The sequence below is a fragment of the Lentzea sp. CC55 genome (assembly GCF_021056325.1).
GTDB classification, from domain to species: domain Bacteria; phylum Actinomycetota; class Actinomycetes; order Mycobacteriales; family Pseudonocardiaceae; genus Lentzea; species Lentzea jiangxiensis.
The window spans coordinates 1-13,010 of record NZ_JAJCXE010000031.1 but is presented as its reverse complement, the minus strand read 5'-3'; the positions used below and the strand labels follow the sequence as shown (position 1 = coordinate 13,010).

At 70.6% G+C, this 13,010-nt stretch carries 12 protein-coding genes; 7 read left to right on the top strand and 5 right to left on the bottom strand.

Annotated features, from left to right (window positions below):
* Positions 1 to 158 precede the first annotated feature (158 nt).
* On the top strand, positions 159 to 626 hold the full coding sequence (locus L6E10_RS24940; RefSeq protein ID WP_236221962.1) for an SRPBCC family protein: 468 nt from the start codon (positions 159 to 161) through the stop codon (positions 624 to 626).
* A 36-nt stretch (positions 627 to 662) separates the two neighbouring features.
* On the opposite strand, the gene L6E10_RS24935 is transcribed toward L6E10_RS24940, so the two are convergent.
* Positions 663 to 1,259 (bottom strand): TetR/AcrR family transcriptional regulator, encoded by a 597-nt coding sequence (locus L6E10_RS24935; protein WP_236221961.1) that lies wholly within the window; start codon positions 1,257 to 1,259, stop codon positions 663 to 665.
* 75 nt (positions 1,260 to 1,334) lie between these two features.
* On the opposite strand from L6E10_RS24935, the gene L6E10_RS24930 reads away from it, so the two are divergent.
* Together L6E10_RS24930 and L6E10_RS24925 are read left to right on the top strand one after the other, a co-directional pair.
* Positions 1,335 to 2,486: an NAD(P)/FAD-dependent oxidoreductase gene (locus L6E10_RS24930; protein ID WP_236221960.1), complete on the top strand. Its 1,152-nt coding sequence runs from the start codon at positions 1,335 to 1,337 to the stop codon at positions 2,484 to 2,486.
* A 72-nt stretch (positions 2,487 to 2,558) separates the two neighbouring features.
* Entirely contained in the window at positions 2,559 to 3,719 is a 1,161-nt protein-coding gene (locus tag L6E10_RS24925) for a hypothetical protein (protein ID WP_236221959.1), read from the top strand.
* A gap of 51 nt (positions 3,720 to 3,770) precedes the next feature.
* On the opposite strand, the gene L6E10_RS24920 is transcribed toward L6E10_RS24925, so the two are convergent.
* The 4 genes from L6E10_RS24920 to L6E10_RS24905 all read right to left on the bottom strand — a co-directional run bounded on the left by L6E10_RS24920 (position 3,771) and on the right by L6E10_RS24905 (position 10,231).
* Entirely contained in the window at positions 3,771 to 5,861 is a 2,091-nt protein-coding gene (locus L6E10_RS24920; protein ID WP_236221958.1) for an alpha-galactosidase, read from the bottom strand.
* Between the two features lie 98 nt (positions 5,862 to 5,959).
* The gene (locus L6E10_RS24915) at positions 5,960 to 7,357 is read right to left on the bottom strand and encodes a GntP family permease (RefSeq protein ID WP_236221957.1); all 1,398 of its coding nucleotides are present in this window, start codon (positions 7,355 to 7,357) and stop codon (positions 5,960 to 5,962) included.
* Positions 7,354 to 8,937, bottom strand: coding sequence for an amidohydrolase family protein (locus L6E10_RS24910; RefSeq protein ID WP_236221956.1), 1,584 nt, complete (start codon positions 8,935 to 8,937; stop codon positions 7,354 to 7,356). Before L6E10_RS24910 ends, L6E10_RS24915 begins: the two co-directional genes overlap by 4 nt.
* Before the next feature lie 13 nt (positions 8,938 to 8,950).
* Positions 8,951 to 10,231 (bottom strand): amino acid deaminase, encoded by a 1,281-nt coding sequence (locus L6E10_RS24905; RefSeq protein ID WP_236221955.1) that lies wholly within the window; start codon positions 10,229 to 10,231, stop codon positions 8,951 to 8,953.
* Between the two features lie 97 nt (positions 10,232 to 10,328).
* Here L6E10_RS24905 and L6E10_RS24900 point away from each other — a divergent pair, with 97 nt between their 5' ends.
* From L6E10_RS24900 to L6E10_RS24885, 4 genes are all read left to right on the top strand, one after another.
* Positions 10,329 to 11,300, top strand: a complete 972-nt coding sequence (locus tag L6E10_RS24900; protein WP_236221954.1) for a sugar kinase — start codon at positions 10,329 to 10,331, stop codon at positions 11,298 to 11,300.
* Entirely contained in the window at positions 11,301 to 12,047 is a 747-nt protein-coding gene (locus tag L6E10_RS24895; protein WP_236221953.1) for an IclR family transcriptional regulator, read from the top strand.
* Positions 12,048 to 12,058: 11 nt separating this feature from the next.
* Positions 12,059 to 12,439, top strand: a complete 381-nt coding sequence (locus L6E10_RS24890) for a RidA family protein (RefSeq protein ID WP_236221952.1) — start codon at positions 12,059 to 12,061, stop codon at positions 12,437 to 12,439.
* Positions 12,440 to 12,514: 75 nt separating this feature from the next.
* Positions 12,515 to 13,010 (top strand): hypothetical protein (locus L6E10_RS24885; RefSeq protein ID WP_236221951.1); only part of this gene is annotated, 496 nt, incomplete at its 3' end.

Here is a 13,010-nt window from a genome sequence, read left to right as displayed (position 1 = left end):
CGGAGCTTCCTCCTCTGCTCGGCAAGTGAACACGAGCGGCCTGGTGGGGCGCTGGAGTCTCGCTGGAGCCGCAGTACACGCCGTGAGGAATTCCCGGTCGTCTGTGAGTTTCGCTGGGAAGCTGTCACTGGGACGAGCGATCCGGGATGATGGCGGCCGTGTCACTCAACCGCTATCGCTTCCGCAGCGTGTGGCACGTCGACGCGTCCCCGGCAGATGTGTACGAGGTGCTGTCCGACATCGCGAACTACCCGGTGTGGTGGCCCGAGATCCGGAAAGCGACGAAGATCGACGACGAGAGCGGCGAGCTCCGGTGCCGTTCGTTCCTGCCCTTCGACCTCGTCGTGCAGGTGAAGCACAGCATCCGCAACCAGCAGGCCGGCCTCCTGCGCGCGACGCTGTCCGGTGATCTCGAGGGCTACGCCAGCTGGGAGATCACCGGGAGGGACGGCGGCACGGACCTGGTGTTCGACCAGGAGGTCGTGGTCAACAAGGTGCTGTTGCGGCGCCTGGTGCTGATCGCCAAGCCGTTCCTGCGCGGCAACCACGACCTGATGATGCGCGGCGGGTTCAAGGGCCTCAAGCAGGTCCTCGAGGCCAAGACCGCGAGCCGTCGCGAGTCCTAGTCGCCCAGGCGCACGTCCCACCGGCGGGTTCCGGTGTCAGCTCCCGCCGGAAAGGTGCCGCACCAGCAACGCCAGCTGTTCCGCGTACTTCGCGGCGAACTCGGGCGTGGCCGGGTCCTCGCCGGTGATCTGACCCGCGGTGTGCCGCAGCGTCAGCGGCGCGGAGGCCGCGGCCATGAGCGCCAGCAGCAGGAAGCCCGGGTCGAGGTCCGCGGGGAGCTCACCCGACTCCTGACGTCGGCGCACCTGCTCGACCTGGGTGCGCAGGAACGTCTCGTCGGTGGGTGGGCTGTCACCTGCCAGGTTCGACCACGCCCACAGCCGTGCGTGGTCGGTCAGCGTCGTGTGCACGAAGCCCGCGATCACGGTGCCCAGCGGCTGGTCGGTGCTCGACATCTCGGCCGCGGAGCCGTGCCAGCTCGTGGACAGCTCCTTGTACAGGCCCTCTTTGCCGCCGAAGTAGTACGAGATCAGCTGCTTGTTCACGCCCGCCCGCGCCGCGATGTCGGTGGTGCGCGTGGCCGCGTAGCCCTTCGCGCCGAACTCCGCCGCCGCCGCTTCCAGGAGCAGGGCGCGCGTGCGTTCCGGGTCGCGCTTGCGTTCCGAGGCACGGGGAGAACGGCGTTGATCCACGTCGACACGGTAGCCGACGGCCAATTTTCAACCGTTGGGTTGACTTAATCAACCGTGCGGTTGAAACTAGGCGGCATGAGGATCGCGGTGATCGGTGGGGGAATCGGCGGGCTGTGCCTGGCGCACGGGTTGCGCGAGGCCGGCATGGACGTGGAGGTGTACGAGCGGGACTTGTCGCGCACGGACCGCCTGCAGGGGTACCGGGTGCACATCAACCCGGACGGTGCCGCCGCGCTGCGGGAGTGCCTTCCCGCGGCGAACTGGGAGCGGTTCGAGCGGAGCGCGGGGTTCAGCGGCAACGGGTTCGGCTTCCTGACCGAGCAGCTCAAGCCGTTGCTCGTGCTCGACCAGGACGAGGAGAAGCACTACTCGGCGAGCCGGATCACGCTGCGGCAGGTGCTGCTCGACGGGCTGGACGTGCGGTTCGGCAAGCGGTTCGAGCGCTACGAGCAGGGGGACGGGATCAGGCTGCACTTCGAGGACGGCACCACGGCCGAGTGCGACGTGCTGGTCGGCGCGGACGGCATCCGGTCGCGGGTGCGCCGCCAGTACCTGCCACACGCGGGAACGGAGGAGGTCGGGATCACGGCGGTCGCGGGCAAGCTCTTCCTCGACGAGCACGACTGGATTCCGCCGAGCTTGCTCGTCCGGGCCAACTCGATCGTCCCGACCAGCCGGTGCGGGATGTTCCTGGTGGCCCACGACGGCCTCGGCTACTCCGACGACGAGGGCGTGCTGTTCGACAACGTGCGCCCGTACCTGATGTGGGCGTTCGCGGCCAAGGACCTCGACCTCGGCGGCGGGCTGCAGCGCGAGGTGCTGCGGCGCATCGCCGGGTGGAGCCCCGACCTGCGCAGGATCGTGGAGGCGTCCCACTCCGACACCGTCAGCCAGTGGCACATCAGGTCGTCGAAGCCGATCGGGCGCTGGCGGCCGACGAACGTGACGCTGCTCGGCGATGCGGTCCACGCCATGACCCCGATGCGGGGGATCGGGGCGAACATCGCGTTGAAGGACGCGCAGCTGCTCACGCGCTGCCTCGTCGAGGGCGGCGACGCGATCGCCCGGTACGAGGCGGAGATGTACGAGTACGGGTTCGCGGCGGTGCGCGACTCGTTGCGGGCGGCGAAGCAGTTCGCCGAGGGCAGCCCGGTGGCGCGCACGCTGTTCCGGACGGTGCTCAGGACGGCGTCGGCGGTGCCCGCGTTGAAGCGCGCGATGTTCTGAAGATTCGTTTGAACCGTTCTGGCCTCCCGCACGTGTGATGGGCGTTCGAGGGCACGAGCCGGGAGGTTCAGGATGATCCGCAGGAGCGCCGCGGTCGTCGCACTGGGGTTGATCTCGCTGACCGCCTGCGCCGGCACGCCGGAGAGCAAGCCGGTCGCGCAGCGGCAGGAGAGCGTGGTGGCGCTGAACGTCGCCGAGAACGCCGGCCTGGGGCCGGTGGTCACCGACGTCGAGGGGTTCACCCTCTACCGCTTCGACGGGGACAAGCCCGGCGTGTCCACTTGCGACGGTGAGTGCGCCGCGACCTGGCCCCCGGCAACGGTTCCCGGCGAGAACTTCGCGGTCGACGGCGTCGACCGGGGTCTGGTCGGCTCGATCGTCCGCGCGGACGGCAGCCGGCAGCTCACCGTCGGCGGCATGCCGCAGTACCGGTTCGCCCAGGACACCAAGCCCGGTGAGACAAAGGGCCAGGGTCTGCGGGGCAGGTGGTTCGCCACGGCGAAGGACGGCGCCCGCACGCAGCTCGCCGTTCGCACGGGCGTCGTCGCCGGGCTCGGTGCGGTGCTCACCGACAACGCCGGTCTGACGCTGTACCGGTTCGACGGCGACACGGCCCAGCCGCCGGCGTCCACTTGCGACGGTGGGTGTACCGGAACGTGGCCGCCGGTGTACGTCGAGGGCGGGACGCCGCGGGTGAAGGGCGTCGACCCCGGGCTGCTCGGCACGATCACGCGCGAGGACGGCGGAAGGCAGCTCACCGTCGCCGGCTGGCCGCAGTACACGTTCAAGAACGACGCCAAGCCCGGCGAGGCCAACGGCGTCACGGTGGCGAAGTGGTTCGCCACGGCCACCGACGGCAAGAAAGCCCAGCAGAACAAGGCGATCGCGCTCACCACCGCGACCGTCGGGAACCTCGGGGTCGTCGCGACCGACTCCGGCGGCATGACGCTGTACCGGTTCGACGACGACTCCGCGGACCCGCCGGCGAGCACCTGCTCGGGTGAGTGCGCGCGGCAGTGGCCGCCTGCGTTCGTGAACGAGGGCTTCCAGGTGCAGGGCGTGGATCCCGCGCTCGTGGGGACGGTCGAACGGGACGGGAAGCAGCAGCTCACCATCGCGGGGTGGCCGCAGTACCTCTTCGCGGGGGACGGGGTCTGCGGTGATGCCAACGGGCAGGGCGTTGGCGGGAAGTGGTGGGCCACCAAGGCCGGCGGAACGCGCGCCGGCCGGTGACGGGGGAGAGGAGAGCCCCGGCGGGACACGTCCCGCCGGGGCTCTTCGCGATCAGCTCAGCCGCAGCAGGACGGCCTGCTCCGGCTCCAGCACCGGCAGCTGCACGCCGACCTCCGCCAGCACGGAACCGGGCAGCTCCACCGCCTCCCAGTTCGCGGGGCCGCGCTGCGTCAGCCGGGGCCGTCCGGCCGGAGCGTCGAACGACAGGCGGTACGTGCGCGCCGGGTCGAGCCCGGGCAGCCGCACCCGGCGGGGCTTGTTCTGCACCGACGTCGTGAGCTGCGCGTAGCAGAAGAGCGCCTCGGACCTGTCCTCGGCGACGACTCCGTGCACCCACGCCGCGGGGTCCGGGTGGTCGGAACGCACGACGACACCGCTGTGCACCAACGACCGCACGTCCTTGTAGTACTCGATCGCGGCCCGCAGCCCGGCCAGCTCGTCGTCGGTGGCCGAGTTGACGTCCCACTCGATCCCGAAGTGCCCGAGCAGCGCCGTCGCGACCCGGAACGACAGGTCGTGCACGCGTCCGGTGGTGTGCGACTTCGTCGGCCCGACGTGCTGGCCCATCAGCTCCGGCGGCAGGAACACCCCGGTCCAGCGCTGGATCAGCTGGCGTTCCAGGGCGTCGTTGCAGTCCGACGTCCACACGCGGTCGGTGCGCGCGAGCACGCCGAGGTCGATCCGGCCGCGACCGGACGAGCAGCTCTCGATCTCCACGTGCGGGTGCCGCAGCCGCAGCTCGTCCAGCAACCGGTAGAACGCGGCGGTCTGGTCGTGCACGCGCGAGCCGATGAGGTCGCGGTTGTGGTCCCACTTCACGAACGCGATGTCGTTGTCCGCCAGCACCGCCGAGACGCGTTCGAGGATGTACGCGTACGCCCCCGGGTGCGCGATGTTCAGCACCTGCTGGTTGCGCGACGACGGCGGCAGCACGCCGGGACGCGGTCCGAGCACCCAGTCCGGGTGAGCCCGGTAGAGGTCGGAGTCCGTGTTGACCATCTCGGGCTCGAACCACAGCCCGAACTCCATGCCGAGCGCGCGGACGTGCTCGATCAACGGCGTCAGCCCGTCCGGCCACACCGTCTCGTCGACGTACCAGTCGCCGAGGCCTGCGGAGTCGTCGCGGCGGTGGCGGAACCAGCCGTCGTCCAGCACGAACCGCTCGACCCCCAGGGCTGCGGCGGTGTCGGCCAGCGAGGTCAGGCGCGCGAGGTCGTGGTCGAAGTAGACGGCCTCCCACGTGTTCAGCACGACCGGCCGCGGCCGCAGCGCACGTTCGCGCAGCTGCCGGTGGAACGCCGCGCTGATGCCGTCGACGCCCGTGGACGAGTAGGCCGCGTAGATCCACGGCGTCTCGTACTCCTCGCCCGGTGCCAGCGTGATCTCCCCCGGCAGCAGCAGCTCGCCACCGCCCAGGACGGGCAGGCCGTCGACCAGGTTCTCGGCGTACGTCACGTGGTTGCCGCTCCACGCCACGTGCACGGCCCACACCTCGCCGTCGCGGAACGAGAACCCCGGTGTGCCGGCCAGCAGTCCGATGGTCGCGTCGTGCCCGGTGCGGCCGCGCCGGTTCTCGCGCACCCACGAGCCGTGGTGGAACGCCTGCCGCTGCGGCGCGCGTTCCCGGCTCCAGCGGCCGGTGAAGTCCAGGAGCTCCGTGGCGTGCGACGGGACGGGGAGCGCGGTTTCCAGGCCCTCCAACGCGTACGGCGTCGCGCCGTCGTTGCGGACGACGTGCCGGACGCGGAGCATCCCGGACGGCAGCAGCTCGACGGTGCCGGTCACGGTCAGCGCGGCGGCCTCGTCCGACGCGACGTAGCGGAAGATCGAGCCGTCCTCGCCCGAGAACGACGTGACCTCCAGCGCGGGGGCGAAGTGCTCACCGCCGCGGTGACCACGCAGGCCGGGGCGGCCGGCGTACCCGGCACCGGCGTCGGGCAGCAGTGCGAGGGGGACCGGGAGGTCCGGCGAGTTGTTCGGGTTGGTCCACGAAACGGCGTCGACCAGGCCCCGCAGCGCGGCCTGGTCGACGTCTCCGAGCGTGCGTCCCCAGTGCGCCACGACCGGCAGGCTCGTGCCCGCGATGGTGATGACGACGCTGGAGATGTCGTCGTGCAGGTGCACGACCTCCGTGTTGCTCATGCGGGCCCCGTCCACATCAAACACAACTGAACATTGCGCCGATCCTCAGATGTGGACGGGGTGTTGTCAAGCGTTGGGGAATGTTGAGTTGTGTCCGATCAGACGACCAGACTGAGCGCCGCGGCGACCACGAAACCGACCACAGAGAGGATGGTCTCGAGGACCGTCCACGACTGCAGCGTCTCCTTCACCGACAGCCCGAAGTACCGCGACACGATCCAGAACCCGCCGTCGTTGACGTGCGAGGCGATGATCGAACCGGACGCGATGGCCATCACGACCAGGGCGAGCTGAGGCTGCGAGTAGTCCAGGTCCCCCAGCACCGGTGCCACGATGCCCGCGGTCGTCACGATCGCGACGGTCGCGGACCCCTGCGCGATGCGGATGACGCAGCTGATCACGTACGCCAGCGCGATCACCGGCAGGCCGATGCCGGACAGCTCGCTCGCCAGCGTCTTGCCGATGCCCGTCGCGGCCAGCACGGCGCCGAAGAAGCCACCGGCACCGACCACGAGCAGGATCATCGCGACCGGCTTCAGCGAGGCGGCGGACAGTTCCGCGACCTTCTCGCGCGTCATGCCGCGCCGGAAGCCCAGCAACCAGAACGCGAGCAGCACCGAGATCGTCAACGCCACCGCGGGCGTGCCGAAGAACGTCGCCACCGAGTACAGCCGCGTGCCCTTGGTCAGCAGAATCGAGCCGAACGTGCCGGCGAGGATCAGCACCAGCGGCAGGCCGATGATCGAGAGCACCAGGCCCAGCGACGGCGGTTCGCGGTCGCCGTTGTCCTCGCGCGCGGCCTCGGCCGCCGCCAGCATCTCCTCCGGCACCGGCACGGTGATGCGCTTGCCGATCCAGTACGAGTACAGGACACCGCCGACGAACCACGACGGGAGCGCCACCGCGACACCCATGATGATGATCCAGCCGAGCGACACGCCCAGGAGACCGGCCGCCGCCACCGGTCCGGGGTGCGGCGGCATGAACGCGTGCATGACCGAAAGGCCCGCCAGCAGGGGCATGCTGAACAGCACGATCGACTTCCCGCTGCGCTTGGCCGCCACGTAGACGAGCGGTGCGAGCACGAAGATGCCGATGTCGAAGAAGACCGGCACGCCGAAGATCAGGCCGGCGAGGCCGATCGCGACCGGCGCCCTCTTCTCGCCGAACGCGGTCATCAGCTTGTCCATCAGCACCTGCGCGCCACCGGACGCCTCGAGGATCGCGCCCAGCAGCGTGCCGAGACCGATGATCGCGGCGATGTGCCCGAGGATCGAGCCGAAGCCCTTCTCCAGCAACGAGTCCGAGGCCTTCTGCGCCGACCCGACCAGCTGGTCCACCGGCACGCCCGCCAGCAGCGCGACCAGCAGCGCGACGACGATCAGCGCGATGAACGGCTCGACCTTGAACTTGATGATCAGCAGGAGCAGCACCGCGATGCTGACTACCGCGAGGGTGAGCAAGCCCCCTGTTGAGTGTTGCAACCAGTCGATCACGGGCGGCTCCTGAGTGAATGGCCTGGCAATGAGCCGGTGGCGGTTCCGTCGTCGATCACCGTCACCCCGTTGCAGAACACGTACGGGATGCCGGCGGCCTGCTGCCGAGGCTCGTCGAACGTCGCCGTGTCGGCGATCGTCTCGGGGTCGAACAGCACCAGGTCTGCCGCGTAGCCCTCGCGGACCAGACCCCGGTCGGTGAGCCGCAAGCGCTTGGCCGCGCGGCCGGTGAGGTGCTCCACGCACTCCTCCAGGCTCAGCACGCCCAGCTCGCGGACGTAGCGCGCGAAGTAGCGGGGGAACGTGCCCCACGCGCGCGGATGAGGCCGGTCGCCTACCAGCAGCCCGTCGCTGCCGCCGGTGTGCGCCGGGTGCTTCATGATCGCCTGCACGTTCTCCTCGTGGCCCACGTGCATGAGGCAGGACGTACCCATCCGCTCGTCGATCAACACGTCGAAGTACAGGTCGGCCGGTGCGCGTCCGAGTCGCAGCGCTGAGGCGTGGACGCTGGTGCCGACGAGGTGCGCGTTGCGGTCGTTGCGGACGCCATTGATCTCGATGGAGTCCCAGTCGACCGGCACGCCGTGGCAGCCGTCCGAACCGGTCTCCTCGATCTCCACGCGGATGCGTTCGCGGGTGTCCACATCGGACAACCTCGCCAGCGCCCTGTCCGGCCCGCCCTCCGTGGCCCACGACGGCAGCAGCGCGCTCAGGTACGTCGCCCCCGGCAGGTAGGGGTAGGTGTCCAGCGAGATGTCGGCACCCTGGGCGATCGCGTCGTCCAGCAGCCGCAGCAGCTCGGGCGCGCGACCCTTGTTCACCGGGAAGTTCATCGTGGCGTGCGCGAGGTGCAACGCGCAGCCGGACCGCTTCGAGACCTCCACCATCTCGGCGTACGCCTCCAGCGCACCGGCGCCGTAGCTGCGGTGGTGGGGGCTGTAGAAGCCGCCGTGCCGGCCGACGACCTCGCAGAGCTGCACGAGCTCGGACGTGTCCGCGTACATGCCGGGCGTGTAGGTGAGCCCGGACGACATGCCCATCGCGCCCTCCGCGAGCGACTGCGCGAGAACGGACCTCATCCTGTCCATTTCGGACTCCGTCGCCGGGCGGTCCTCCCAGCCGACGGCCAGCATCCGCAGCGTCCCCTGCGGCACCAGGTACGCGGCGTTCACCGCGATGCCCTGGTCCAACCGGTCGAGGTACTGCCCGACCGAGCGCCAGTTCCAGTCGAAACCGGGCGGGTCGTCGTTCCACCCGGCGAGCTGGCCGCGCAGCGTCGCGAGCACCTCGTCGTCCACCGGCGCGTAGGACAGGCCGTCCTGGCCGAGCACCTCGGTCGTGACGCCCTGGGAGACCTTCGCCAGGTGGTCCGGCTCGGCGAGGACGCGCAGGTCCGAGTGCGAGTGCATGTCGATGAAACCCGGCGCGAGCACGAGCCCGTCCGCGTCGATCGACCTCGTGGCGGAGATCCCCTCACCGATGGACGAGATGACGCCGTCCTTGATCCCCACGTCCGCCCGGTGGGCGGGCGCGCCGGTGCCGTCGGCGATCAGCGGTCCGCGCAGGACGACGTCGTCCATCGCAACGCTCCTTCTAGAAGTAGGTGCGGATCAGGTCGACCACGGTCGTGCCCCGCACGACCGGGATCAGCTGCCACTTGTCGAACACCGTGCAGGGGTGCGACAGGCCGAGCCCGACCCAGTCGCCGACGCGGACCGTGGCCTCCGCGCCGAGCTGGAGGAACGCGTGCTGGTCGTTCAGGGCGGTGATCTCCGCCCCGGCCAGCGGGGCGATCGCGCCGTCACCGCGGCGCACGAGCTGCGGTTCCGGCAGGCCCTCGTCGAACGACGCGTCGCGCTTGCCGATCGTCAGCAGCGCCAGGTCGCGCTGCGGCCGTGACGTCACCTGCGCCCAGGCCCGGAGCGCCGCGCGGAACGGCTCGACGCCGTCGATCCGCGCGAACGGCGAGATCCCGCGGTAGAAGCCGTCGTCGTGCGTGATGTACGCGCCGCTGCGCAGCACCGGCGTCACCGGCACCGGCCACGGCTGGGCCAGCGTCGCCGCCACCTGGTCGAAGTACGCGCTGCCGCCGGCGGTGACGACCACCGAGTCGAGCTCGTCGAACATCCCGGCGTCGGCCAGCCGCAGCACGAGCGTGCGGAGATCGCCGAGGTACCGGTCGACGACGGACTTCGACGACTCGGACGCGTCGTGCGCCAGCGCGCCCTCGTAGCCGCCCGCGCCCACCAGCCGCAGCACGGGGCTCTGGTGCACGGCCCGCGCGACGGCCATCGCCGTCTCCAGGTCGCGGGCGCCGGTGCGGCCACCGGGGGCGCCCAGCTCGACCAGCACGTCGACCGGCCGTGACGGCTGGAGCTCCCGCAGCGTCTCGCTCATCAGCGCGACGCCGGCCTCGGAGTCGGCCCAGCAGCTGAACTCGAAGCGCGGGTCGCGGTCGAGCTCGGCGACGAGCCAGCGCAGCGCGGCCGGGTCGAGCAGCTGGTTGGCGAGCAGGACCCTGCTCACGCCGAACGCCCGGTAGACGCGCAGCTGCGACGCGTTGGCCGCGGTCAGCGCCCACACGCCGTGCTCGACCTGCCGCTGGAAGAGCTGCGGTGCCATCGTCGTCTTGCCGTGCGGCGCCAGCTTCACGCCGTGGTTGTCACACCACTTCGCCATCGTCGTCAGGTTGTGCGCCAGCGCGTCCGCGTCCAGCACGACGAGCGGGCCGACGAACTCGTCGGCGAACAGGTCCAGCCCCTGGCCGGCGACCTCGCCGATGGTCGAGCCGAACGTGCTCGAGGGCAGGCCCTTGAACCGCCAGTCGATCTTCTCCGACCTGATGTCCGCGACGGCCGCCAGATCCAGCTCCATCAGATGTTGCATATTTTGCAACTCCCATTGCGCGATGTGATGCTGAGTTGTGTAGCATTCGGTCTCGCCGCCGTCAACGAACACCTCTGGAGCGCGCATGCGGTTCGATCACGTCGGCGGTGTCGTGTGTCTCGGCGAGACCATGGTGATGATGGTTCCGGCTGAACCCGGTCCCGTGCACCTGGTGCGCACCTGGCACAGGGCCGTCGGGGGCGCCGAGTCCAACGTCGCCGTGCACCTCGCGCGTCTCGGCGTGCCGTCGTCGTGGGTCAGCGCCGTCGGCGACGACTCGTTCGGCCTGGCCGTGCTCGACGCGGTGGGCGGGTTCGGCGTGGACGTGTCGCGGGTGCGCGTCGACCCCGGCCGGCCGACCGGCCTCTACGTCAAGGAAGCCTCGCCGCACGGCAGCCCGGTGCGCTACTACCGGCGCGGGTCGGCGGCGTCGGGCATGGGACCCGAGATGATCGACCGGCTCGGCCTCGGCTCCGGCGAGGTGGGGCTCGTGCACCTCAGCGGGATCACCGCCGCCCTGTCCGACTCGTGCCTGGAGATGATGCGCGAGCTGCTGCGCAGGCCGCGCCACGGGTTCCGCGTCTCGTTCGACCTGAACTGGCGTCCCGCCCTGTGGACCGACCGCGACCCGCGCGTGCTGCGCGAGCTCGCGGACTCCGCCGACGTCGTCCTCGCCGGATCCGACGAGGCCGAACTGGTGTGGGGCACGGGTGATCCCGCCCGGCTGCGGCAGCTGCTGCCCGGTCCGGCGTCGCTGGTCGTGAAGCAGGGCGCGGAAGGTGCCACGCTGCTCGAGGGAGGGGAGTCGTACTTCGAGCCGGCGCTGGAGGTGCAGGTCGTGGAACCGGTCGGCGCGGGTGACGCGTTCGCGGCGGGCTTCCTCGCGGCCACGCTGGCGGGCGAGGCCCCGTCGGTGCGGCTCAGGGCCGGGCACCTCCAGGCGGCCTCCGCTTTGCTCACCGCCGAGGACGTCGGAGATCCTTTGCCGGACGACGTGACGGTTCCCCTGCTGCACGCCGACCCGCGGACCTGGGCGTCCGCCCGCCTGGAGGTGTAGATGAGCCAGAGCCTCGACCGAGCGCTCACCCTGGTGAGCCAGCTCGCGACCGGACCGAAGACGCTGGACGAGCTCTCCGGCGTGATCGGCGTGCACAAGTCGACGACGCTGCGCCTGCTGCGCACGCTGGAGACGCACCGCTTCGTGCAGCGCGACGGCGTGCACCACTACCGCCTCGGCACCGCCCTGTTCGACCTCGCGAACCGAGCCCTGGAGGAACGGGACGTCCGGCGCGCCGCCGAACCGGCGCTGCGCGACCTCAACTCCCGCCTGGGCCACACCGTCCACCTCGCGTCCTACGAGGACGGTGAGGTGATCTACATCGACAAGTACGAGTCCCGGCACCAGATGCGCATGTACTCGCGCATCGGCCGCCGCGCCCCGCTGCACTGCACGGCCGTGGCCAAGATCCTGCTGGCCGACCTGCCGCCCGCCACCCTGCGCAAGGTGCTGGCGGGCATGGAGTTCCCGCGCCTGACCGAGAACACCATCCCCGGCCCCGCCGAGTACCTCGCCGAGCTGGAACGCGTGCGCGCCAACGGCTACGCCGTCGACAACTCCGAGCACGAGGACTTCATCCACTGCATCGCCGCGCCGATCAGGGGCGCCCGCGGCGAGGTGCTCGCGGCCGTGTCGATGTCCGTGCCCAAGGTGCTGCTCGACTTCGACGGCCTGCTGTCCCACCTGCCCGACCTGCTCGCCACCGCCGAGGCTGCCTCGGTCGAGTGCGGTTACGTTCCGAGATAAGGGGATTTCCGTTGTCCAAGGTTGAGATCAAGACCGCTGACGCGCCGCAGCCGGTGGCCCGTTTCTCCCAGGGTGTGCGCAAGGGCAACATCCTGCAGGTGGCGGGCCAGGTCGCGTTCGACCCGAAGTCCGGCGAGATCGTCGGCACCACCGTCGCCGAGCAGACGCGCCAGACGTTCGCGAACCTGAGCGCCGTCCTCGCCGCCGGTGGCGCGTCCATCGACGACGTGGTGATGATCCGCGTCTACCTCACCGACACGGCGCACTTCGCCGAGCTGAACGAGGTCTACGGCGAGTTCGTCACCGACCCGGCTCCGGCCCGCACCACCGTGTACGTGGGGCTCCCGGCGGGGCTGCTGGTGGAGATCGACGCACTCGCGGTCGTCGACTGAGCTGTTCGTCGCAACGGCGGCCCCGGGTCTCAGCTGGACTCCGGGCCGCCGTGGGCGTTGTGACACCATCCGCGCATGAAGTGGTACGCGGACAGACCTGTCAGGTTCACGCGTCAGCTGATCGTCGACCTCCTCGCCGTCGGCTGGGTCGCGTTCTGGATCTGGGTGGCCACCACCGTCCACGACTGGGTGCTCGAACTGCGCGCGCCGGGGGACGGGCTGGTCAACGCGGGCGGCAGCATTCGCGACGCCTTCACCAACGCGGCCGGCAAGGCCAGGGGTGTGCCGTTCGTCGGGGAGGACCTGGCGGGAGCGCTCGGCAACGGCAGCAAGGCCGGCGAGACGCTCACCGACGCGGGCAACGCGCAGATCGGCGTGGTCGAGGACTCCGCGTTCTGGCTCGCCGCCGCCCTGGTCGTGGTTCCCGTGCTGTTCCTGCTCGTCACGTGGCTGCCGGTCCGGCTCCGGTACGCGCGCAAGGCCGCGGACACCGCGCGGTTGCGCGACAAGCCGGACCTGCTGGCGCTGAGAGCGCTCACCTCGTTGTCGCCGCGGGAGCTCGGCAGGTTCG